Source organism: Limosilactobacillus sp. (genome assembly GCF_040772465.1).
In the GTDB taxonomy this organism is placed as follows: Bacteria; Bacillota; Bacilli; order Lactobacillales; family Lactobacillaceae; genus Limosilactobacillus.
The window spans coordinates 149859-173609 of the sequence record NZ_JAXGYB010000001.1; the positions used below are offsets into that span (position 1 = coordinate 149859).

At 48.3% G+C, this 23751-nt stretch carries 21 protein-coding genes; 12 read left to right on the forward strand and 9 right to left on the reverse strand.

Features of this window, described 5'->3' with window-relative positions; translation table 11 throughout:
• Positions 1-39 precede the first annotated feature (39 nt).
• Positions 40-1533 (reverse strand): threonine synthase, encoded by a 1494-nt coding sequence (gene thrC, locus AB3114_RS00560; protein ID WP_367341314.1) that lies wholly within the window; start codon positions 1531-1533, stop codon positions 40-42.
• A 122-nt stretch (positions 1534-1655) separates the two neighbouring features.
• Here thrC and AB3114_RS00565 point away from each other — a divergent pair, with 122 nt between their 5' ends.
• The 3 genes from AB3114_RS00565 to AB3114_RS00575 are packed head-to-tail and all read left to right on the forward strand — an operon-like array spanning position 1656 to position 4614.
• Complete coding sequence (locus AB3114_RS00565; protein ID WP_367341587.1) at positions 1656-2945, forward strand: homoserine dehydrogenase; 1290 nt, start codon at positions 1656-1658, stop codon at positions 2943-2945.
• A 12-nt stretch (positions 2946-2957) separates the two neighbouring features.
• Positions 2958-3821 (forward strand): homoserine kinase, encoded by an 864-nt coding sequence (thrB, locus tag AB3114_RS00570; protein WP_367341315.1) that lies wholly within the window; start codon positions 2958-2960, stop codon positions 3819-3821.
• Between the two features lie 7 nt (positions 3822-3828).
• Entirely contained in the window at positions 3829-4614 is a 786-nt protein-coding gene (locus AB3114_RS00575; protein ID WP_367341316.1) for a putative ABC transporter permease, read from the forward strand.
• A 201-nt stretch (positions 4615-4815) separates the two neighbouring features.
• Here AB3114_RS00575 and bsh read toward each other — a convergent pair whose 3' ends face one another.
• Positions 4816-5793: a choloylglycine hydrolase gene (gene bsh / locus AB3114_RS00580; protein WP_367341317.1), complete on the reverse strand. Its 978-nt coding sequence runs from the start codon at positions 5791-5793 to the stop codon at positions 4816-4818.
• Positions 5794-6064: 271 nt separating this feature from the next.
• Between bsh and AB3114_RS00585 the strand changes: the two genes are divergently transcribed.
• Entirely contained in the window at positions 6065-7453 is a 1389-nt protein-coding gene (locus AB3114_RS00585; RefSeq protein ID WP_367341318.1) for an SLC45 family MFS transporter, read from the forward strand.
• 93 nt (positions 7454-7546) lie between these two features.
• Here AB3114_RS00585 and AB3114_RS00590 read toward each other — a convergent pair whose 3' ends face one another.
• Positions 7547-8545: a LacI family DNA-binding transcriptional regulator gene (locus AB3114_RS00590; RefSeq protein ID WP_367341319.1), complete on the reverse strand. Its 999-nt coding sequence runs from the start codon at positions 8543-8545 to the stop codon at positions 7547-7549.
• Between the two features lie 176 nt (positions 8546-8721).
• On the opposite strand from AB3114_RS00590, the gene AB3114_RS00595 reads away from it, so the two are divergent.
• From AB3114_RS00595 to AB3114_RS00615, 5 genes are all read left to right on the forward strand, one after another.
• Positions 8722-11037, forward strand: a complete 2316-nt coding sequence (locus AB3114_RS00595; RefSeq protein ID WP_367341320.1) for a glycoside hydrolase family 31 protein — start codon at positions 8722-8724, stop codon at positions 11035-11037.
• 193 nt (positions 11038-11230) lie between these two features.
• A complete protein-coding gene (locus AB3114_RS00600) occupies positions 11231-11758 on the forward strand; it encodes a flavodoxin family protein (RefSeq protein WP_367341321.1) in 528 nt (175 codons plus the stop codon).
• 332 nt (positions 11759-12090) lie between these two features.
• The gene (trpX, locus tag AB3114_RS00605) at positions 12091-13080 is read left to right on the forward strand and encodes a tryptophan ABC transporter substrate-binding protein (RefSeq protein WP_367341322.1); all 990 of its coding nucleotides are present in this window, start codon (positions 12091-12093) and stop codon (positions 13078-13080) included.
• A complete protein-coding gene (locus AB3114_RS00610) occupies positions 13080-13973 on the forward strand; it encodes an ABC transporter permease (protein ID WP_367341323.1) in 894 nt (297 codons plus the stop codon). The genes trpX and AB3114_RS00610 overlap by 1 nt, the downstream gene beginning before the upstream one ends.
• Positions 13966-14730: an ABC transporter ATP-binding protein gene (locus tag AB3114_RS00615; protein WP_367341324.1), complete on the forward strand. Its 765-nt coding sequence runs from the start codon at positions 13966-13968 to the stop codon at positions 14728-14730. Before AB3114_RS00610 ends, AB3114_RS00615 begins: the two co-directional genes overlap by 8 nt.
• A gap of 63 nt (positions 14731-14793) precedes the next feature.
• Here the strand turns inward: AB3114_RS00615 and sdaAA are convergent, their stop codons facing one another.
• Both sdaAA and AB3114_RS00625 read right to left on the reverse strand, forming a co-directional pair.
• Complete coding sequence (gene sdaAA, locus AB3114_RS00620) at positions 14794-15672, reverse strand: L-serine ammonia-lyase, iron-sulfur-dependent, subunit alpha (protein WP_367341325.1); 879 nt, start codon at positions 15670-15672, stop codon at positions 14794-14796.
• Positions 15673-15674: 2 nt separating this feature from the next.
• On the reverse strand, positions 15675-16355 hold the full coding sequence (locus AB3114_RS00625; RefSeq protein WP_367341326.1) for a serine dehydratase beta chain: 681 nt from the start codon (positions 16353-16355) through the stop codon (positions 15675-15677).
• 208 nt (positions 16356-16563) lie between these two features.
• Between AB3114_RS00625 and AB3114_RS00630 the strand changes: the two genes are divergently transcribed.
• Positions 16564-16980 carry a cupin domain-containing protein gene (locus tag AB3114_RS00630; RefSeq protein WP_367341327.1) on the forward strand — a complete coding sequence of 139 codons (417 nt, stop codon included), beginning with the start codon at positions 16564-16566 and terminating at the stop codon, positions 16978-16980.
• A 43-nt stretch (positions 16981-17023) separates the two neighbouring features.
• Positions 17024-17344: a carboxymuconolactone decarboxylase family protein gene (locus AB3114_RS00635; protein WP_367341328.1), complete on the forward strand. Its 321-nt coding sequence runs from the start codon at positions 17024-17026 to the stop codon at positions 17342-17344.
• A gap of 99 nt (positions 17345-17443) precedes the next feature.
• On the opposite strand, the gene AB3114_RS00640 is transcribed toward AB3114_RS00635, so the two are convergent.
• The 4 genes from AB3114_RS00640 to AB3114_RS00655 form a co-directional block, all read right to left on the reverse strand.
• Positions 17444-18298, reverse strand: coding sequence for an alpha/beta hydrolase fold domain-containing protein (locus AB3114_RS00640; RefSeq protein WP_367341329.1), 855 nt, complete (start codon positions 18296-18298; stop codon positions 17444-17446).
• 182 nt (positions 18299-18480) lie between these two features.
• Complete coding sequence (locus AB3114_RS00645) at positions 18481-19347, reverse strand: hypothetical protein (protein WP_367341330.1); 867 nt, start codon at positions 19345-19347, stop codon at positions 18481-18483.
• A 149-nt stretch (positions 19348-19496) separates the two neighbouring features.
• Positions 19497-21470: a transketolase gene (tkt, locus tag AB3114_RS00650; protein ID WP_367341331.1), complete on the reverse strand. Its 1974-nt coding sequence runs from the start codon at positions 21468-21470 to the stop codon at positions 19497-19499.
• Between the two features lie 282 nt (positions 21471-21752).
• Positions 21753-22229 carry an S-ribosylhomocysteine lyase gene (locus AB3114_RS00655; RefSeq protein WP_367341332.1) on the reverse strand — a complete coding sequence of 159 codons (477 nt, stop codon included), beginning with the start codon at positions 22227-22229 and terminating at the stop codon, positions 21753-21755.
• Between the two features lie 185 nt (positions 22230-22414).
• On the opposite strand from AB3114_RS00655, the gene AB3114_RS00660 reads away from it, so the two are divergent.
• Positions 22415-23746, forward strand: a complete 1332-nt coding sequence (locus tag AB3114_RS00660) for an MATE family efflux transporter (protein ID WP_367341333.1) — start codon at positions 22415-22417, stop codon at positions 23744-23746.
• Positions 23747-23751: the final 5 nt, after the last annotated feature.

A 23751-nucleotide genomic window follows, 5' to 3' on the forward strand; every position in this document is an offset into this window, starting at 1 on the left:
CCGCTACGCTTACGGCGCGCAGCGGTCAAAGTCATTTGATTAAATTTTCAACTGTTTAGCAATGGCATCTTCCATTTCGGATGGTTCAACCACCTGTTCCGATCGATCAGCACGGTCAAATAAGGCTTGAACGGAAGCCGGCAAATCACCGCCCAGCGCTTGGTGCAACTGTTTAATGGCCGGCAGACCTGGTTCTTGCAAATCATTGCGGTGGGTGACACAGTGGTAGACTGTCTCGGCAAATTTATATGGACTAGCCGTCGCCACAATTACCGTCGGAGTGTCATCATGGCTATTGATCTGGTAACGGTGCGTAACTGCGGAAGCCACAGCGGTATGCGGATCGATAGCATACTTTGCTTCCTGGTAAAGACGGGTGATCTCGTCGCGCACTTGCTGTTCATCTGCATAATCCGCCACAAAGCGTTGATCGAGGTAATCCTTCATCGCTGGCGTGATCTGATAATGGCCGTCACTGTTCAGTTGATCCATCAACTTTTTAACCATCGCCACATCCCCGTCCGCAGCATCAAAGAGCAGCCGTTCCAGGTTGCTGGAAACCAGGATGTCCATTGAAGGTGCGTTCGTGACAGTAAAAGTCCGCCGTTTGTCGTAGGTCCCGGTATTAAAGAAATCGGTCAGTACGTTGTTCTGGTTAGAAGCGCAGATCAACTTCTTGATCGGTAGACCCAGTTTCTCACAATAGTAGGCAGCTAGGATATCACCAAAGTTACCGGTCGGGACGGCAAAGTTAACTGGATCGCCCAGCTGGATTGTACCGCGTTGGGCCAGCTGACCATAAGCATAGAGGTAATAGGCCATCTGCGGAATCAGTCGACCGATGTTCATCGAATTAGCTGACGAGAACTGGAGGTCGTGATCAGCCAAACGTTGTTCCATCTGCTTATCATTAAAGATCTTTTTAACGTTTGTTTGAGCATCATCGAAGTTCCCTTCGACCCCATAGGCCGCCAAATTATCACCAGGTTCTGACAGCATCTGGTGAAGCTGGATCGGGCTGACGCCATGGTGCGGATAAAAAACTGCCACCTGGGTCCCATCAACATCGCTAAAGCCATCCATCGAAGCCGTCCCGGTATCCCCGGAAGTAGCAGTCAGAATAACGATCCCCCGCTGGTTACCCGTCAGCTTTTGGGCGCGCGTCATCAGCTGCGGCAAAAGTTGCAAAGCAACATCCTTAAAGGCTAACGTCGGCCCATGGAAAAGCTCGAGGTAGTAATTGCCGGCTTTATCCTGACTAAGCGGCGTGATCCTACTATCATCCCACTGCTTACCATAAGCAGCCTTGATGCTAGCATCGATCTGCTTTGCTGGGAAATCATCCATCATCGTGTGCAAAACAAAGCGGGACGCCTCCTGCAAGGATATTCCCGGCAATCGTTTCAAATCTAAACAGCCTTCAGGAAAATGAACTGGCACGTACAAGCCACCATCTGGGGCCAAGCCTTGGATAACGGCTTCAGCCGCGTTAATTCCCGTGCTTTCGTCACCGCGGGTACTACGATATTGCATGCTAATCCTCCTTGAATTAAGTCATTTCTCTTCCCCAATTATAACGTAAGATTTATCAAATATGATAAAATGATGAGAGAAAATATACTGCGTCAATGAACCACTCACGAAAGGAAAAATCGATGAAAGAAATTCAAATCGGCATGATTGGGCTCGGCACAGTCGGGTCCGGGGTTCTTAAGATGATCCAGGATAATGAAGATAAGATCTCCAATATCACTGGTCGCCGTCTGCACGTCAAAACCATCGTCGTCCATAACACCAGTAAGCACCGTGCCGTTCCACTTCAAGACACTTATCTCACCAGTGACTTTGACGAATTACTCAACGACCCGGAAATCCCCATCGTCGTCGAAGTGATGGGTGGTATCCACCCCGCCAACGAACGAATCAGTGCCCTGCTCAAGAAGGGTAAACACGTCGTCACGGCTAACAAGGACCTGATCGCTACCAACGGGACCGCCCTTAGTAAGCTTGCCAGCGAACACGGCTGTGACTTGATGTATGAAGCTTCCGTGGCTGGTGGAATTCCTATTCTGCGGACGATTGCCAACAGTTTCCCGGCCGATAAGATCGTCGAAGTCAAGGGAATCGTTAACGGAACGACCAACTACATTCTGACCAAAATGAACCAGAATGGGATGTCATACGCTGACGCTTTAAAGAAGGCACAAGACCTCGGCTTTGCCGAAGCAGACCCGACTAATGACGTCGCTGGTTTTGACGCTGCCTACAAGATGATTATTCTCAGCCAGTTCTCATTTGGGACGCGCTTAACTCTCAATGACCTCCATATCGAAGGCATTCAGAATATTAGTAGGGAAGACATCAAACAGGCTGCTGCCTTTGGCTACACCATCAAACTGGTTGGTATTTCCCGCCTGGTTGGCGACAAGGTCTTTGCCGAAGTTGCCCCGGTGCTCGTCCCCAATGGCACCCCACTAGCCACCGTCAATGACGAGCGCAATGCCGTCATGGTCACCGGGCAGGCTGTCGGTGACATCCTCTTCTACGGTCCTGGTGCCGGTGGTCTGCCAACTGCTAACAGTGTCCTGAGTGACATCATCTCAGTTACCAAGAACCTGATCCTTCACACCACCGGTCACGGTTTCAACAACTACCAGCAAGAATTTAAATCGGCTAAGCCCGAAGATATCCGCTATCGCTACTACCTGTCATTAACGATGCGCGATGTTCCCGGTGAAATGATGCGCCTGGCCAAGGTCTTCGCCGATATCGGTGCCGGTTTCTTACAGATCGTCCAAACATCAGCAACAGCTAACCAAGCCCGGTTGGCGGTAGTCACCCACGGTATGGATCAGGAGCAATTGGCTCAGCTGAAAGCCGCCCTGGACCAAAACGATAACAATTCGATTACACTGCTGGCAGCCTACAAGGTGCTGCCTAACTAGGAGGAGTTCATCATGCGTATTATTGTTCCCGCGTCCAGCGCTAACCTCGGGCCGGGATTTGATTCAATCGGGATGGCGGTCAACCGCTACCTCACCTTAACGGTGGGACCAGTTAGCAAAAACTGGCAAGTCGCTCACCATCTTGGCGGACTACCACACGATGAGAGCAATCTGATTGTCAAAACGGCTCTCAACATCAAGTCCGACCTGCCTACCCACCAGCTTTCCATTGAATCGGAAGTGCCGCTAGCACACGGCCTGGGCAGCAGCGCGACCGCTGTCGTCGCAGGGGTAGAGCTGGCTAACCAGCTAGGGCATCTGAACCTCAGCGATGACGAGAAGATTGAACTCGCCAGCCAGGTGGAAGGCCACCCGGATAACGCCGCTCCAGCTATCCTCGGCGGGATCGTCATCGGAACCAATTTGAACGGCCACTTTGCGGCAGTGAAGGCACCTCACTTTCCGTACTCCTTAGCAGCTTACATTCCACACTACAACCTGAAGACAGCCGATGCCCGAGCAACCCTGCCTGAACAATTGCCATATGCTCAGGCAACTCATGGTAGTGCCATTGCAAATACCCTGGTAGCTGCCCTCTTTGCCCAACGCTACGACTTAGTTGGTCCTTTGCTAGAAGCAGACAAATTTCATGAACAATACCGGGCCAAGCTGGTTCCCGAGTTAATGAAGATCCGCCAGATTGGCCACCAAACCGGTGCTCTCGCCACCTACCTCAGCGGTGCTGGTCCAACCGTGATGACACTGTTAAAATCAGATCGATTGCCAGCATTCCAGTCAGCCTTGCAACAGGCAGACCTCACCGATGACCTGTGGAGCCTCGCTATTGACGACTCTGGAGTGCGGGTAGAAGGGTAGGCATGTCATGACATACACAATGAATGATGTAATTCTGCTCTTCTTCGCCTATTCCGTCATCGGCTGGGCTTGGGAAACGGTCTATTGTTCGATCAAAGCGCGGAAGTTTCAGTATCGTGGCTTCTTGGCGGGCCCATATTGCCCAATCTATGGCTTCGCGGTCGTCACCATTCTCCTGTCGACTGACCAATTTAGTCGCAACGTTATCGGCCTCTTTATCATTGGCTTTATCGTGGCAACCATCTTTGAATTCTTTGCCAGCGTCATTCTGGAACGAGCATTCCACTTAAAACTGTGGGATTATTCCAATCTCTGGGGAAACCTGGATGGACGGGTGGCGCCGGCCATTTCCCTCTTCTGGGGCATTTCAGTGGTGATCCTTGTCAAATGGGTACAACCACCGATGATGCAGATGGTTAACTGGGTCGAGGCTCAAACCAACCAGTTGGGTTCAATCATCGTCGCCTTCATCATGAGTATCGACACGGTCGTCACCGTTATCAACACTCGGCAATTCCGCGAACACGCCGCCATCTGGGAGCAACGAGTTCAAGCTGAAAACGAACGGCTCCATATTCAATTGCTCGATGAACTAGCAACCCGGCGGCTGAATCAACAAAAGCGGCGCAAGCGTCTGCTAGAATTAGTTCACCCGAACTGGAACGAACGGCGTTTCCTGCATAACTACCCGCAATTGGTCATTCGCGAAGCTCCGCACTTAAAGCAGCTGCATAAGCAATTGACAAATGCGATCAATGACCTGAAAGCAGCACAGAAAAAGCAGGAGCAGTAATCTAAACTAACTTATGGCAAATAATGATTATGGAAAAAGATAGCTGAAGTCCAAAGAGCTTTAACTACCAAAGCCCCTAGCAAGGTTTGAAAATGCTAGGGGCTTTTATCATGTCAGCCATTGTTTCACGTGAAACATGCAACACAAAACGGGCTGTTGTTACTCATAACCGAGTAGCAGCAACCCGCTTTTTAGTTTCATTTAATGTTGAAAATTAATTGTCTGTTTATCAGCTAACGGGAAAGTTAACAGTTCCTTGCCCTGCCGATCTGCTTCACCCATCTTCACGGCGTTGATCTGGTTGTTGTTATAAGTCGTGTAGTAGAAGGTTCCTGTCGTCAGATTCATTCCGTCAGAGTAGATCGTGTATTCGTACGTATCTTTAGCCACTTCATCGACGCCCTTTTGTTGTTCTACTGAATGCAGGCAGTGGAAATAATTAGTAACATTCTCCACTTCATTATCACCTTGTGGAGCGTGGGCCAAAGTAAAGGCGACTTTGACAAAGCGACTGGATGAATCAACACCGCCTGGCAGAGCAGCGGTCCCCTGTCCGCGGCTGTATGAATTAAGTTTTACACCAGGTGCCAGCGTGTTCTCGGCAATTCCCGGCTGCACAGCGGCATAGTCAGCGAGTTTCGCAAACTGGGCCGGGAACTCTGGATTATTAGTCAACACTTTTACGGGGTCATCGTAAACATGAAGGCCGGATTTCGTGGATTCAACGACGATGGCAGCACCAGTTTTGTCAGCCACCAGCCAATGCAATGGTGACAATGGAAACTTATCTGAAAAGCTGATATCAACTAAATTCAGGTCTTTCATCAATTCCTTAGCCTCTGCCACGTCTTGGCATTGGCCCAGAATATATGGAATAAATTCAAATGGCGTCACGTTTTTCTTTCCGTCTTCAACTGGGAAGTAGTGAGCTGGTCCATCAAAATTCAGGCCGGCCATCCCCAGTCCTTTTTCGTTAGCGCCATCAAAATACAACGGATAGCCATCCTGGACCAAAGCCATCCCCGTCATCGCATAGTGATGGTTGATGGTACTGATCTTGCGGAAAGGTAACGGAAAGTCACGCGGCGTAATCACTATTTCCTGGCCAAACGAAACTTCCAGGTCCAAGTTGCGGCCAAAATAGTGGTCACCAGCAGTATAAAGAATTGACGTACACATCGAAAGGTCCCCCTCTTTTTCAAATATTCTTATTTTACCATTCTGGAGACTGCAAAAGGCCTATTTTTACGCTCGATAAATAAAATTAATGAAAGCGCTTGATTTTAGAATATTTAGTGCTAAGATAAGAATTGTAGTTGATGTAAACGTTTACGAAAACGCTTAATTCAAATGTTTACTTGAGAAGCGTCGCCTATTTGGTTTTGATAACTACCTTGCAATTATTTTTTCGCTTCAAAAAGTAAACGTTTAACTAAAGGGAGTAAGTAAATTGGACAAGAACAATAATCAGAAAAAGCGGGTAGCTTTGGATGCTAAACTGCCCGACTTACCAAAACGGGTGATCTTCGCCATCACCTTTGGTTTCTTGGGAATCAACATGGGATTCTCACTGCAAAGCTCACAGATGAGCCGGATCTTCCAATCAATCGGTGCCAACCCGAACACGTTAGGGTTCTTCTTCATCTTCCCACCACTGATGGGAATGATCGTTCAACCACTGATTGGTAAATATTCTGATCGGACCTGGAACCGTTTCGGTCGGCGGATGCCTTACCTGCTCTTCGGTGCCCCAATTGCTGCACTGGCATTGCTGATGCTGCCATTCTCTGGTTCGCTGGGCTTTGGTTACGGTTCAGTTGCCGCCATGGTCTTTGCCGCATTCGCTGTTTGCTTCATGGACCTGTTCAACAACGTATGTATGCAACCATTCCGTATGATCCTCGGTGATATGGTTAACAACAAGCAGAAGAACTTTGCTTGGTCACTCCAACAAATCTTCTTCAATGCCGGCGGTATCCTGGCCTCACTGATGCCATTCCTATTTGCCGCATTCGGGATGCACAACACCGCCAAGAAAGGTGTCGTTCCTAACACCGTTATCTGGGCCTACGTCATCGCTGCAATCGTCCTCTTCGTCACCAGTATGTGGACCGTCTTCAACGTTAAGGAATACGACCCTGACACTTACGCCAAGTATCACGGCATCGACCCAAAGGCTAACAAGCAATCCGTCAGTCTCTGGCACTTATTAAAGACTGCTCCACGTGCCTTCTGGGACCTATGTCTGGTTCAATTCTTTAGCTGGGTTGCTATCATGTACGTTTGGACTTACTCAACTGGGACCCTTGCTAAGAACGTATGGCACACCGCTAACCCAACGAGTGCCGGCTTCCAAGCTGCTGGTAACTGGTATGGTGTTCTGACCGCCATCCTGAGTATTGCCGGAATCGTATGGGGCTTCCTCTACTCACACGCTAAGGCTACTTCACGGAAGCGTTGGTACTCAGCCGGCCTGTTGCTCGGTGGTATCGGTTTGATTACCGTTTCCCTGGCACAGAGCAAGGCATTGACTATCGTTGCCTTCATCCTCTTTGGCTGCTCTTACTTCACGATTCACACATTGCCATTTACCATGTTGACTTCATCCCTGAACGGGGTTAACGAAGGTTCATACATTGGCCTCTTCAACATTGGTATCTGTATGCCACAAATCATCGCATCTCTGCTGAGTTTTGCCATCTTCCCAATGACTGGCAAGAACCAACCAGCAATGCTGCTGATTGCCGGCATCTCCATGTTGATCGCTGCCATCCTGGTATGGCGCATTCATGAAGGTGTGAAGGCAAGCAAGGCTACTGCAGAAGATGCTGTTGCCTAGAGCCTCAATTTACATGAATAACTAACAAACCACCTGCTAGCCGGAATCACGGTTGGCAGGTGGTTTTTGTCGTTTAGTTAATATTTTATTGAATTAATTAACATCCAAAGGCCGTACGCTGGCCCGTTCCTTTACCTCAACAGGCACGAATTGGTGATTTTCAGCATTCTTACTATCAACTAAATCCTTAACACTCTGAACACCCATCTGGTAAAAGTTTTGGGTGACACTGGTTAGTTGCGGGTTGGTAACGTCGCAGATCATCGTCCCATCAATAGAAATAATAGATAGGTCATCAGGTACACTGACCCCCGCCTCCTGGGCGCTGACCATCAAGCCAGCCCCGATCATATCACTGCTGGCAATCACAGCCGTTAAGCCAAGATCAGCAATGTGGGAAAACAATTCCTTCCCGCTTTGCAGGCTGTAGTCCCCGTATTGAACCCATCCTGGAGCAATGGATAGCCGAGCCTTGGTCATCATTTCCTGGTAACCTAGCAGGCGTTCTTGACCGGTCGAAGACTTATCGATCCCGACCATGCCAATCTTGCGGTGGCCACGTTTCAAGAGATATTGAGTCGCCATGCGACCAATTTCAACGTTATCTGAAGAAATAAAGGGACGATGACTAGTGCGTGAATCATAGATAGAAATGAAGCGGTATGGCACCCGTGTGCTCTCGATAACGGACAATTGCTGTTCATTGACCTTGGTGGAAACCAGAAGAATGGCAGCCGTTTGGCGTTCCACTGCCGCGTTGATTGCTTGGTCCAGCATCTTTTCATCGTTATTGCCGGCATAAAAAATCATCACTTGGCGGCCCTGACGATTAGCTTCGGCCTGAATCCCGTCTAATACGCGCAGCCAGAAGTTAGTCTCGGTGTTGTTAATGATCACGGCAATGGTCGAAACATCGTTAGCCGCTAATTCAGCCGCCGCCACGTTGCGTTTATATCCCAGCTTATCCGCGGCTTCCCGCACACGCTTGGCTGTCGATTGTCGATAGGTGCCCTGTTTATGAGCAAGTACCCGGGAAACCGTCGCTGTCGACAATCCCGTCATCTTCGCAATATCCTTAATTGTTGCTTTCATTCATCATTCCTTCATTTCTTCGACCAGTTTTATCTATTATAGCATATTTACGTAAACGTTTTATTCTCTTTGAGAATCCTATTGTAAACGTTTACGTAATATGTTACTATACTCAGTGTAAGCGAATACATAAACTACTGATTAAAAATTTAACCATGAAAGGACGCTCTTTAACGATGAGCAACAAAATTCAAGATTACCAACAAGATGGACAAACGATTACCATCAATTTTGACAGTGGTAAGCCACTGCAGCTTCACGTATTAACTGATGAAATCATCCAGATCTTCCAGGATCACCACTGCATTCGTCATTCATACGCTATTGAAGGCGATAAAGAACAAAAGACAGCTATCAAGGTCAATGACCGTGGCGACCATCTCGAGATCGCAACTGCCAAGTTAGTCGCTAAGGTTTATGGTGATGGTAAACTTGACGTCTATGACGCTGCTGGCAACCCACTGGTTACTGACTACCGCGGTCAACGCAAGCCGTTGCCAACCGACATGGACGATGAACACCGTAAGACCGTCATGTCAGAAGGACACAATGTTGCCGCCAAAGCTAACCCTGACAACACTAAATTTGAAATTGTTAAGTCCCTGGCCGACGATGAATACTTTTACGGCCTAGGTGACAAGCCGGGCTTCTTAAACAAGCGTGGTTACGAATATGACAACTGGAACTCTGACGTTCCGGTACTGCACAACGAAACCCAAACCCACCTCTACAAATCCATCCCCGTCGTTTACGGTCTCAAGAACGGCCATCCTTACGGAATCTTCTTCGACAACACCTACAAGAGCCACTTCGATCTCGGCAAGGAATCTACTAATTACTATTACTTCTACGCCGTTGGTGGCAACATCAACTACTACATCATGGGTGGTGACAGCCTGAAGGATGTAGTTCGTAACTACACCTACCTGACCGGTGTCGTTCCGTTGCCACAAAAGTGGACGCTCGGTTACCAACAATCACGCTGGGGCTACAGTACCAGCGACAAGCGTGTTGAATCGATTGCCGATGGCTTCGCTAAGTACAACCTGCCGATCGATGTCATTCACTTAGACATTGACTACATGCGTGGATACCGTGACTTCACTTGGGATCAAAAGAAATACGATGACCCGAAAGCCTTCGTCGCTAAGATGCGCAAGCGTGGCATCCGCCTGATGCCGATTCTTGACGCTGGCGTGAAGAAGGACGATAAGTACGATATTTACAAGGAAGGAATTAAGAACGGCTACTTCGTTAAGAACCCGGACGGCTCCGTTTACGTCGGTAATGTCTGGCCTGGCGACTCCGTCTTCCCTGACTTCGGTAACCCTGACGTTCGCGCATGGTGGGCTAAGCACATGAAGTTCTTCGCTGACATGGGCGCATGCGGTGTTTGGAACGACATGGACGAACCAGCTAACTTCAATGGTGAACTGCCGAACGACCTTGAATTCTCAAACGGCAAAGAAAAGTCAACCCACGCCGAAATGCATAACGTCTTCGGTCACCTGCAAGCACAGGCTGCTTACGAGGGAATGAGGAAAGAGACAGGTAAGCGTCCTTACGTCATCACCCGTGCTGCTTACTCTGGCACCCAAAAGTACTCGACTGTTTGGACCGGTGACAACACCGCGGTTTGGTCTCACCTGCAATTATCAATTCCACAATTGGCCAGTCTTGGCATGTCCGGCTTCGCATTTGCAGGTACTGATATCGGTGGCTTCCAGGAAGACACCACCCCAGAATTACTGACCCGGTGGATTGAAGCTGCCCTGCTGGTACCTCTTTACCGGAACCACTCCATCCTCGGTTCTCGTTACCAGGAACCATGGTCATTTGACAAACAGACGCTGGACATCTACCGCAAGTACCTGAACCTTCGCTACCGTTTTATTCCTTACCTTTATGACCAATTCAAGCACGAAGAATCAGCTGGTCTGCCAGTCATGCGGCCATTAGTTCTAAACTACGAAGACGATCCAAAGAGCCGGCAAATTAACGACGAATACATGATCGGCAACGACGTACTGGTAGCCCCAATCGTTACGGAAGGCTCAACCGAACGACTCGTCTACCTGCCAGCTGGCCAGTGGGTTGACTTCTGGAGTCACGCTGAATACGACGGCAAGCAATCCATCGTCGTCAACGCTCCGATCGACCGGCTGCCGATGTTCATCAAGAAGAACACCATCCTGCCATGGGGCAACAAAGCCATGCACGTCAGTGATGAGCCTGAAAAGACGATGAGTTTCGTCCTTTATGGCGACCAAGGCAGTTACCAACACTACCAAGACGATGGACAGGACTTCAAGTACCAACAAGGCGAATATAACCTCTATGACGTCACCGTTGATGCCAACCACGATGTTACTGTGAAACTCGCCAAGCATGGTTACAAACCTGTTTACGAAACAATCTACGTCATCATGGACGGTCAACGCAGCGAGTTCCACTACGATGCCGCTCAAGATGCATATAAACTTGCAAAATAATTAGTTACAAACAAATTTATGATAAGTCCCTTTGGAAGCGCTTGTTGCGCCTTTAAAGGGGCTTTTTATCTCTTTCTCATAAATAATAATAAACGTCGTAAAAAATATTTATAGTACATTATACCGACATTTGTCTCATAAAGGTGTTAATATTAAGATGTAGTGCTTGTAAAAGTTGTAGGGAGGTACTAAAATGAAGTTTTTAGTCATTACAGGTAGCGCTCACCACCCGGGCACCTCAATCCTGCTTGCCAACAAGTTAGTTGACGGTGCTAAAGAAGCCGGCAATGATGTCACTGTATTCGATGCAGGCCAAAAGCCGGTCCCACCACTGCAAGTCGGTAAGGATAACAAAATCATCCCAGGCGACGAACGGATTCAAAAGCTCTTATCAGAGATGATCCATGCAGATGTCATCGCTTTTTCCACGCCGATGCGGTATTTTGGGATGTCAGCCCAATTGAAGGCTGTCATCGACCACATGATCGAACGTGACAAGGATCTGCATGGCGACAAACAAGCCATTCTCCTTGCTAGCTCCGAAAGTGAGAACTTCGACCCGCTGAAATCCGAATTTAAGGCCATCGTCGATCACATGGGATGGACTTATGCTGGTCAGATCCTGGCCGCTCACACTTCGGTTAACCACCTTCGCTTCTACCCAACCCTCGCTTTCCAGCTAGGCAAGAGCTTTACCCAAGAAGCAGTCGCAGCAAAATAAGAGAACGGGCTTCATTTTTCTCACGCAATTTTAATTTTTGTATTGACGACCGCCAAGAAGTCGCTTATACTAAACACAATCAATTAACGAAGGGAGATCACAACATGAGTTATACGCCAAGCAAACGGAATAATCGTTGGCAAAGCCGGTAGCTCAGGTTGATCCGTCATGGATGCGACCTGGGATGGCAGATCGTATCTGTGCCGGCTGATCTTTAATGTGCCTGCATGGATCCACATGCGGGCTTTTCTTTTGCCTTATCACGGCAGCCCCATGTGTGGAGCTGCCGTTTTTCTTTGCAATTATTATTGGGATTATTGAGGAGGATACTTATGAAACGAATGTACGCGTTGATCGTGATCCTGTTAGCCTTTCTCGGGGTCGCCTTTTTCCAAGAAAGCGGGGGAACCGTTGCTAGACGGGAACCACGAGTTGGGGTCCTGCAACTGATGCATCACCCGGCACTAGACCAAATTTACAAGGGCTTCCTGCACGGGATGGCCGAGGAAGGTTACCACAAGGGCAAGAACATTAAAATCGATTACCAAAATGCCCAGGGCGACCAAAGTAATCTGAAGACGATGGCTAACAAGTTGGTCAATGACAACGAAAACGTCATCTTCACAATCACGACCCCTGCTGCCCAAGCAGTGGCTAACTCAACCAAGAAGACACCGATTATCCTCGGTGCCGTCACTAACCCGAAAGGTTCAGGACTGGTCAAAGATAATAACCATCCCGGCGGCAACATTACCGGTGTCTCCGACCAAGCCCCGATCAAGCAACAATTCAAGCTCTACCGTGAATTCATGCCACACGCCAAGAGTTTTGGGATCATCTACACGTCTAGTGATAATTCCGCTTCAACTGAAGAAAAATTGTTTGTCAAGGAAGCTAAGCGCGAGCACGTCACACTCAAGCCGTACTCCATCGCCAATAGTAACGACCTCAACCAGGTCTCACAACAAGCCTTGGCTGCAAATGATGCCGTAATTGTCCCAACCGACAACACCATCGCCGGTGCGATGCAGACACTGGTCAAGAACGCCAATGCCGTTAAGAAGCCTGTTTTCCCCGCTGCCGACACGATGGTCAAGCAAGGCGGGGTCGCTACTTACGGGATCAACCAATACCAGCTGGGTGTTCGTGGTGGTAAAGCAACTGCCCAGGTCCTTAAGGGCAAAAAGCCAAGCACGACACCGATTAAATTCATCCGCAAAGGTGAACCTGTTTTGAACGAAAAACAAGCTAAGAAGTTGGGCTTACACATCCCAGCACACTTCAAGCACGAAGCAGAAAAACACGGGGAGGTATTCAAATAATGAACCTTATTACTTCAGCAATTGGCCAAGGACTCTTGTGGGCTCTGCTGGGTCTCGGCCTCTACCTTACTTTCCGGATCTTGAACATCGCCGATATGACGGTTGAAGGAACCTTCCCCCTGGGGGCTGCTACCGCCGTCACCGCCATCGTTCACGGAGCATCCCCAATGGCAGCTACTTTCTACGCCTTCCTGGCGGGGATGGTTGCCGGACTAATCACCGGGCTCCTCTACACGAAGGCCAAAATCGACAGCCTGCTTGCTGGGATCCTGACGATGACCGCCGCTTACTCCGTCAACCTGCGGATCATGGGCAAGTCCAACGTCTCACTGCTAGGCCATTCCACCCTACTGTCCCACTTCAGCAGTTTGCCACAATACTTCGATACCGTTACCCTCGGTTTCATCGTGATTATCATCATCACGGCATTGATCATTTTCTTCTTGCAAACCGACTACGGCCAGGCCTTCATCGCTACTGGTGACAACCCAACCATGGCGCGTTCTCTTGGCATTCACACCGATGGCATGATCATCGTCGGCCTCAGCGTTTCCAACGGGATCGTCGGTCTGTGTGGTGCCCTTATCGCCCAGAGCAACGGTTATGCCGACGTCAACATGGGGATTGGGACCATCGTTATCGCCTTGGCATCCATCATTATCGGTGAAGTTGCTTTTGGTGAGTTAACACTGAACCAGCGTCTGGTCGCCGTGACCCTCGGCAGTATCATCTACCGGCTGATTTTGTTAGCCGTACTCCAACTCGGTTTCAGCACCAACGACCTGAACCTGATTTCATCAATCGTCCTCGCTATCTGCATGATGCTGCCACAGTTGAACAATATTCTGCACATCAAAGAACCATTCCTCAAGGGGGTTAAAACTCATGACTGAACCAATGCTAAAACTGGAAAACGTTAAGACAGTCGTCAACAAGGGGACGGCAAACGAGACAACCATCCTGAAGGGAATTAACCTCACCATCAATGAAGGCGACTTTATTACCATCGTCGGGACTAACGGTGCGGGCAAGTCCACCTTGTTCAACGTCATCAGCGGTAACTTACCTGCCGATGCTGGAAGAATCTACCATAACGGTGCCGACATCACCAACATGAGCGTGGAGCAACGAACTAACTTCTTGTCGCGGGTGTTCCAAGACCCCAAAGTCGGGACGGCTCCCCGGATGAACGTCGCAGAAAACATGCTGTTAGCCACCAAACGTGGAGAACACCGCTACCTGGTTCCGCGAAAGCTCAAGCAAAACATGGACCGCTTCACCCAGCTCGCTGCTTCAATGCACAACGGTCTGGAGGAACGGATGACAACAGCGACCGGCGACCTCTCTGGTGGTCAACGCCAGGCACTATCATTTCTGATGGCTACTTTGAAACGGCCCGATCTGCTCTTACTGGATGAACATACGGCAGCACTAGACCCCCATACCAGTCGTTCCCTGCTGCATGCCACAGATGAGCGAATCAAGCAGGACCACCTAACTGCCCTGATGATCACCCACCACCTGGAAGATGCCTTAACATACGGCAACCGCCTGCTGGTTCTGAAAGAGGGTCAGATCGTGGCCGACTTTAAGGGCAAAGAAAAGCAACAGTTGAATGCCGACAAGTTGTACGAATATTTCGAAGATTAATGAAGCTATTAAATAGCAAAACCGTTGCCCAGTGCGAGCAACGGTTTTTAGTTTGTCAATTAATTATACTTCATGAAACAGCCGATGACGGATCATCTTGCCGGTCTTCGTGCCAGCCAGACCACCTTGGCCCGTCTCCCGCAAAGCGGACGACATCGAATGGCCAACTTCATTCATCGCGGAGATCACTTCATCCACCGGAATCCTACTGGTGCAGCCCGCTAAAGCCATGTCGGCTGCGACGAGAGCATTCGTCGCCCCAATGGCATTCCGTTTGACACATGGTACTTCGACCAAGCCAGCCACCGGATCGCAAACCAGGCCTTCCAAATTAGCCATGGCAATGGCCAGGGCGTTACCAGATTCTTCTGGTGTCCCACCGGCCACCTCAACGGCTGCAGCAGCCCCCATCGCAGAGGCGCTACCCACTTCAGCCTGACAGCCACCACTAGCACCAGCAATGCAGGCATTGTTAGCGATGACCAGGCCATAGGCACCAGCTGTAAAGAGGAAGCGCACCTCTTGCTCATGGGATAAGTTGATCCGTTTCTTTAGCATAAAGAGAATGCCAGGCAGAGTCCCAGACGAACCGGCTGTCGGCGTCGCGCAGATGATCCCCATGGCAGCGTTGACTTCGTTGGTGGCAATTGCACCCTGGACAGCTGTCATGACAGCATCCCCGCTCAGTGAATGGTGAGTTTCGCGGTATTCCTTTATTTTCGCGGCATCACCGCCGGTCAGTCCCGTTTTGGAATAAACACCGCCAGCATTACTGCCTTTTTCGACGGCACTATGCATCACTTCCAAGTTGCGTTCCATCTTTTTCCAAACTTCGTCGCGACTCAGCCCCGTCGTCTGCATTTCCTGCTCAATCATCAAATCGGATACTGGCTTGCGTCGGGCAGTCGCGGTATCAATCAGATCTTCTACTGACTTATACATATTTATTCCTCCACTTGTAACAACGCCAATTTAGGAAAAGCCTCGTGCAGCTTTTTGAGCTGTGCTGGTTTGACCGGTTCCTTCATTGTAAATGAGTAGATAGCCGCATGCTTGCCAATCGTACTCTGCTGGTTCATCACTGGTCCCAGTGCCATCACCATCTTTAATAGTTTGATGTGCACATCAGCACTGTGTTCAACATCACGTAATAAGATGATCGGCAGTGGTCCTGGCGTATTAAAGGTAACGTCATTGTAGCGGATCCGCCGTACTTCGATCATCCCCCCACCGATGGAACAACCGATTAACCCCACCTTCAAAGTGTGATCAGCATTGGTCAGTTCCAGCCAAGCCGTGTTGGGGTGGCCGACGGGACTGTGTTGTTTTTCTTCAATAAAACGAATCTTAATTCCCAGATTGCGAGCCATGCGTACAGCCATCGGTACACGCCGATCATCAGGCTCCATTCCCAGTACACCGGCAACGATGGCGTAATCCGTGCCGTGTCCCAAGTGAGTATGAGCAAAGGAATCATAGTAATGCACCACTAATTCAGCGGGATCCCCACCGAAAATTATCCGCGCCATTCGGCCAATCTGAAGTGTCCCTGCGGTGTGTGAACTCGAAGGGCCAACCATGATTGGGCCAATGATATCAAAAACGCTTTTATACCTCTCTGTCATCATTAATCCTCCATCAAACCGTTTACATCCTTTATTATATCGGGTCTCTGTCCATTAAGAAAGACAATTGTAAAACGTTTGACAGTCAAAAAATGATTCATTTCAGGCATTAACGCAAAAAGAAAATAAGCATTTTACATTGCTAGCTAGTTAACCTAATATAGACAGTGTTGAAAGGAACAAAACTTAAACAAAGGAGTTATGATTTATGGCTAAAAACGAAAAAGAAGTAAAGAACGACATGTTTGGTTTTGGTGACAAGAACGTTGCCTTTGCCAAGTACTTTATCGGCACTAGTTACCTTAACGGTCTGGTAAGCCCTGACGACAACATTGACATTAACATCGGCAATGTTAACTTCGAACCCGGCTGCCGTAACGACTGGCACATTCACCACAACGGTTTCCAAATTCTTCTGGTAACTGCTGGTGAAGGTTGGTACCAAGAAGAAGGCAAGCCAGCTCGCAAGCTTCACCCTGGTGACGTCGTTGCTATCCACGAAGGTGTTAAGCACTGGCATGGTGCCACTAAGGACAGTTGGTTCTCTCACATCGCCATCACTAAGGGTACCAGTGAATGGTGCGAAAAGGTTGACGACGCTTACTACGACCAACTGGACAAGTAATCAATTTACTTTAATTAAATTAAATAAATAGGAGGAATTAGAGATGGCTGTTAAACAAACTGCTGGACGCGACCAACTTGGCGACTTTGCTCCAAAGTTCGCTGAACTGAACGATGACGTACTGTTTGGCCAAGTTTGGTCTCGTGAAAAGGAACTCAGCCCACGTGACCGTAGTTTCTTGACTGTTACTGCCCTGATTACCAAGGGTGCTTTTGGTCAATTGACTTACCACATGCAGACTGCCAAGAAGAACGGTATCACCAAGCAAGAAATCGCTGAAATGATTACCCAACTGGCATTCTACGTTGGTTGGCCAAACGCTTGGTCTGCCTTCAACATTGCTAAGAAGGTTTGGGACGACTAATCCCCTTCTCCAAGCTAAACAGTGAATAACCCCAAAAAGACAGCCGCTGCGCTAAACAGCGACTGTCTTTTTCTCAAACAATCTTTTTGTTAATACTTTTTATTTGAGGTACTTGGCTAAAAAGTCCATCACAATCTGCAAAACTTGTGGCTGCAGGAATTTGGCATCCATGTGGCTAGCCCCGTTAATTTCGTACAGATCTGCCGGAACATCATGAGCACGCAACGTGTCATACAGTTTTTCGCTATCGCTGACCGGAACAACAACATCCTTCGTCCCATGCAGGATCAAAAATGGTACTGTTTTATCATCGATGTAGTGAATCGGATTGGCAGCCTGGTCTAACTCAGGGGCATCCTCAGGCTCTGCTCCCAACAAATTGCGGTAGACAAAGTCGAAGTCGTCACTGGCACTATTCTGCTTTGCACTCAGCGGATCCACAACACCATAGAAAGGCACTGCTACTTGAACATCACTGGAGACGTTTAGATACTGACCCTTATCAAATTTCTTGATGCCATTGGTAACACCGAGCATGCTGGCCATATGACCACCTGCAGACTCACCCAGCACTGCAAAACGGTTAGGATCAGCCTGGAAACGATCGGCATTAGCACGCATGTATCGAATGGCAGCCTTTGCATCCTCGAGTTGGCCAGGGAACTGAACCTTATTACTGTCGCGGTATTCAACACCCACCACAATGTAGCCATGGTTAGCAAAATCAACAAGGTTAGGCAAATGCACATTTTGGTCGGTATCCATCCAGCCACCACCGGCAAACCAGAAAATCACCGGAAAACGTTTGTTATCACCGGTCTGGAAATGACGGATGACGGTAAGTTTCATATCCCGAGTCGTGTTGCCTAACCAACCTGGAACTTGAGCATAAGTGATATTAGTGTCCATCCAAAGGCCATCACGAGTTTGATCAACATCGATTGTTTTCTTCATTACAAGTTCATCCTTCCACCAATTATGGTTATCAATGATAAACAGTATTGTGCTAGTCATATCAACAGTTGTCAGCGATAGTGCTATTGAAATATTCACAATAAAAAGCCAAATCAATTATCAATATGAAACTGTTTTCATCCACATTGTAACATTAACTAGCGCCTTATCAAGGCTCAGATTCATTGTATTAGTGATTCCCGTAGCTCAGCAGCCATAGCCATGAGCTTACGCAAATTAGTGATAGTTTGACTGTCATCATCAGGTATCTGCAACGGGTGGCTAGTAAGCAAATCATGGGTAAAGTTTTGACATGATTGCACCAAAGGATCATCTGGCATTCGAAGACGTAAACTTCCGTGGTCATCATAACGGTATCCACCCCACATGTGTTGAATGATCCGTGGCTTCAACAGTGAATCAACATAATGCAACTGACCGATGACGTGGGAAAAGTCTGTATAGCCAATCGCTAGTGAATCTAGGGGATCAATGTATTGTTGAATCTGGCCCTTAAACTGCACAGCCTGCTTTCTCTCATCTGCGTCCAACAAACGGTAGACGTTCGATCCCTCATATAACCAGGCATTGGCAATTTGCTCTGGGTGATGACACATGATAATGGCATATTGAGCATTGATTGATCCCAATGAATGACCATAAACGTAGAATTTAGCTCGGGGCGCTAACTTTATTAACTGGGACAGCCACCGACTGGCTTCTACTAATTGTTTTGGTACGTGATGGTGTTGGCTCATTAAAGCACGACCGATCGGTAGGTTCGTATCAAGCCATTCGCTAGTCCACACATCAGGATCAAGAGGCATCATGGTGGAGCCCCGGTAGAGAACGGTCACTTCATGAGGATCAGCTAAAGAGTCTGCAATCGCAAATGCCCGGAAACCAACCGGTGAAAGTTGCCAAACTTCACCAAGGTATTGGCCACCAGATAAGGTGATTCGCTGGTCAAGTTGCAATTCCTGGTACTCAAGCTTAGCCACTTCTACGCGTTCCCGGTCATTTAGCTGGTCGTTGACGTATTCTCTCATCAGCCCATCCTCCCTTTGCAGTAATTTTATCATAGTTGAATAACCTGGTTTCCCAATGTGCAGCTATCAACAACAAAAAAAGCCGCCCACATTTGGGCGACTTTCGGGGGAAAGGTTATGCAACCTTCAAAAATTTATGGTTTATGTGCTTACTTGTTGAGCAAGTCCTTGAAACTCTTAACAACGTTGTCAACCGTGAAGCCATACTTTTCGATGACTTGTGGACCCGGTGCAGAAGCACCAAACTTGTCGATGCCGAAGACAGCACCGTCAAGACCAGTGTATTGGTACCAGGTTTGGCTAGCAGCCATTTCGATTGCCATCCGCTTAGTAACAGCCTTTGGCAGAACCTTTTCACGGTAGTCAGCTGATTGTTGGTTGAACAGGTCGGTGCTTGGCATTGATACGACACGTACGTCAACACCTTGCTTTGCCAGTTCCTTCTTGGCATTAAGTGCCAGAGCAACTTCAGAACCAGAAGCAATCAGAATGCCATCTGGAGTGTCCTTGTCGGAGTCGGCCAGGATGTAACCACCCTTTTCAACTGGGGCATCTTCAGTTTCCTTCAGAACAGGCAGCTTCTGACGTGAAGCAACCAGCATCGTAGGAGCATCAGTCTTAGCACCGATGAACTTCCAAGCAGAGATCATTTCGTGAGCGTCGGCTGGACGAATAACGTTCAGACCAGGCATTGCACGGAAGCTTGCCAGTTGTTCAATTGGTTCGTGGGTAGGACCGTCTTCACCAACGGCAATGGAGTCGTGTGAGAAGATGAAGATTGATGGCAGGTGCATCAGAGCTGCGACACGAACGGCACCACGAAGGTAGTCGCTAAATACGAAGAAGGTGCTACCGAAGAAGCGAGAACCACCGTGAAGGTTGATCCCGTTGACGGAAGTAGCCATACCGAATTCACGAATACCGAAGTATACGTTGCGGCCCTTCGGATTGTCAGCAGTGAAGTCGCCGTCGTCTGACAGGTAAGTCTTGTTTGATGAGTACAGGTCAGCAGCACCGCCCCAAAGTTGAGGGTTCTTAGCTGCTAATTGTTGCAGAGCGTCGTTGCATGCAACACGGGTAGCAACTTCATCGCCAGGCTTGAATGATGACTTCAGGCCATCAGTGTCAAGCTTTGCAGAAGTCAGGTGTTTTGCATCTTCTGGGTACTTGCTGGTGTATTCGTCGTACATCTTCTTCCAAGCATCGTAAGCTGGCTTCTTAGCAGCTACGCACTTGTCAAAGTTGTCAGTGATTTCCTTAGGGAATTCAAATGGCTTGTAGCTCCAGCCAAGCTTTTCACGCATAGCCTTCAGGTTGTCTTCACCCAGTGGGTTACCGTGAACGGCGTTAGTGCCAGCTTGTGGACTGCCGTAACCGATAGTGGTCTTGATTTCGATCATTGATGGCTTGCTAGTGTGTTGGGCATGCTTGATAGCAGCGTCAATGTCGTCAAGGTCAGTGTTACCTTGTTCAACTAACTGGTAGTCCCAGCCAGCTGCTTCAACACGTTCCTTAACCTTTTCACTAGTACTCAATGACAGAGGACCGTCAAGGGTAACGTCGTTAGAGTCGTACAGAGCAATCAGCTTGCCAAGACCCTTGTCACCGGCGATGTTCAGTGCTTCTTCACTGACACCTTCGTTCAGGTCACCATCACCAAGAATGGTGTAAGTGTAGTGGTCAATGACATCGTAGCCAGGCTTGTTGTAAACAGCAGCCAGGTGCTTTTCGGCAAGTGCCATGCCGACAGCCATTGAGATACCTTGGCCCAGAGGACCAGTAGTAGCGTCAACACCAGGGGTGTGGCCGTATTCTGGGTGGCCTGGAGTCAATGAACCCCATTGACGGAACTGCTTGATGTCATCCATTGAAACGCCAAAGCCGTTGAAGTGCAGCAGAGCGTAAAGTTGTGATGAACCGTGACCAGCGGACAGAACAAAACGGTCCCGGTTGATCCACTTAGGATCTTCTGGGTTGAAGTTCATGTTCTTTTCCCAAAGCTGGTAAGCCATTGGGGCGATGTCAATCGCAACACCTGGGTGACCACTGTTGGCTTTTTGAATCATGTCAGCAGCCAAGAAACGCAGCGCATCAACAGATTGATGATCTAATTTGGTACTCATGAATTTCCTTCTCCTTTTCTAGAAAACAATAGATATGATCTCTCACATAGAGATCCTCAACAGCAATTGTAACCATTGAGGGGGTTTTTGTACAATAGGTAATTTGTGATTTTTTAAAAAATTTCTAATTAAAAGCAGAAATAACTTATCATGCAACAATCGCGATAAATAACCGAGCCCCTTAAAGATAGCTACGGACAATCCGTCGACCCGTTCCGTATCAACGGTTATCCTCGGCTATCTCACTGGGGCTCCTAGAAGGTTGTTTTATCAGCTTACTCTTTAATCAACCACGTGACGTTCAAACGGATCGTCGCTGATGCCTTCGGACAGGATCTTCTTAGACCATTCCTTAGCTGAGAAGAGTGAGTGGTCACGGTAGTTACCACAACTCTTAATGGTAGTACCTTGGACATCCTTCCATTCAGTATGGTAGGCGATTTGTTCCAGTGATGACTTCAAAGCCTTAGCGACTTCGGTCGTGCTGTGACGACCCCAAGTGATCAAGTGGAAACCAGTCCGGCAGCCAAATGGTGAACAGTCAATAACACCGTCCAGACGGTCACGCAGCAAACCTGCTAACAAGTGTTCAATCGTGTGCAGGCCGGCGGTTGGAATAGCGTTCACGTTTGGTTGAACTAAACGCAGGTCATAGTTACTAATCTCGTCACCCTTTTGTCCTTTTTCAACCGTAATTAAACGAACATATGGAGCCTTGACCTTAGTATGGTCTAATGTAAAACTTTCAACTTTTGCCATCAAAAATCGCCCTTTCTTTGTTGAATTGGTTTCATCGTCGCACCACATTGAACATATGTCAACGCTAACTTTTAGAAAGTTCGTTCAAAGGCGATTAAATAACCTATTTATGTCACACATTGTTTGGCTTTTGTGGGTTAAAAGTATAGAATAATTACTTGTCGATTTACACTCGGAGGATTAATATGCAAGATTTATTTGAAAATACATCAATTAAAAAAGCTTATTTTACACTTGCACTGCCAATCGCCCTCAGTATGCTGGTAACCCTGTTTTATAACATGGTTGACACCTACTTTGTCGCTAAGACCGGCATCCCTGCTCTGGTGGCTGGAGTATCTCAAGGTGCACCACTCTTTACCTTAATGATTGCTATCGGCGACATCTTCGGTATTGGCGGCAGTTCCCTGATCTCACGGCTCTTCGGGGAAAAGCGTAATGAGCTCGCCCGGAATGTTAATAGTACATGTTGCTACGCTGCTATCATCTGTGGCATCATTATTGGCATTGCTCTTTTCATCTGGCAGACACCTTTCATTCATATGCTTGGTGCTTCCCAGGCCACATGGAAATATGCTCGTGAATACTACTTAGTGATTGCGGCCGGAGCACCCTTCATCATTTTTGGTTTGACACCAACCAATACTTTACGGACTGAAGGGTTGGCCGTTCAATCCATGATTTCTAGCATGGTTGGTACGGTTATCAACATTTTCTTAAATCCATTCTTCATCTTCACATGTGGTCTCGGTGCTGCGGGTTCCGCTCTTGCCACCGTCACTAGTACCGTCATCGGTGACGTATTAATGGTTTACTTCATGGTCAAAAAGAGTCATTATCTCTCGTTTAATCCTCGTCATGCTCACCTACCGATGGAATTTGTTCGCCAAGTATTGGAAATCGGGATTCCAGCTTCTATCATCAACCTGATGACGACATTTGCTGCAGCCATGACCAATCGTTATCTCATCCACTACGGTGCCGACAGTGTGGCAGCCATGGGGATCGCCATTAAAGTCAGCATGATCATTTCCATGATTTTCGTTGGCTTTGCTTATGGCGCCCAACCACTGATCGGATATACCTATGGTGCCAAAGATAAGAAGCGCTACAACGAAACTATCAAGTTTGATCTCCAAGTGGTCGTAGGCTTTGCCCTCGTGATGACCATTATCATCCAAATCTTCGCCCCACAATTCATCCGTTTCTTCATGAACCGGCCAACTATTGTCCGTGAAGGTACCCTGATGGTCCGTTGGCTCGTGTCCTCAACCGCTTTTGCCGGTGCAATTTTGGTCTTCACCACCACTTTCCAATCACTAGGAAAAGCTGTTCCGGCATTTCTACTAGCATTAGCACGGCAGGGTATCTGCTTCTACATTGCCTTAGTTGTCCTGAACCATCTCTTTGGTTATACGGGAATCCTGGCAGCCCAAGCCGCCGCGGATACAGCAACCTTGATCATCGGCATGCTGCTTTACCAGCATTACCGGCCGCGTTTCAACCAGGAAAAATAGCATAA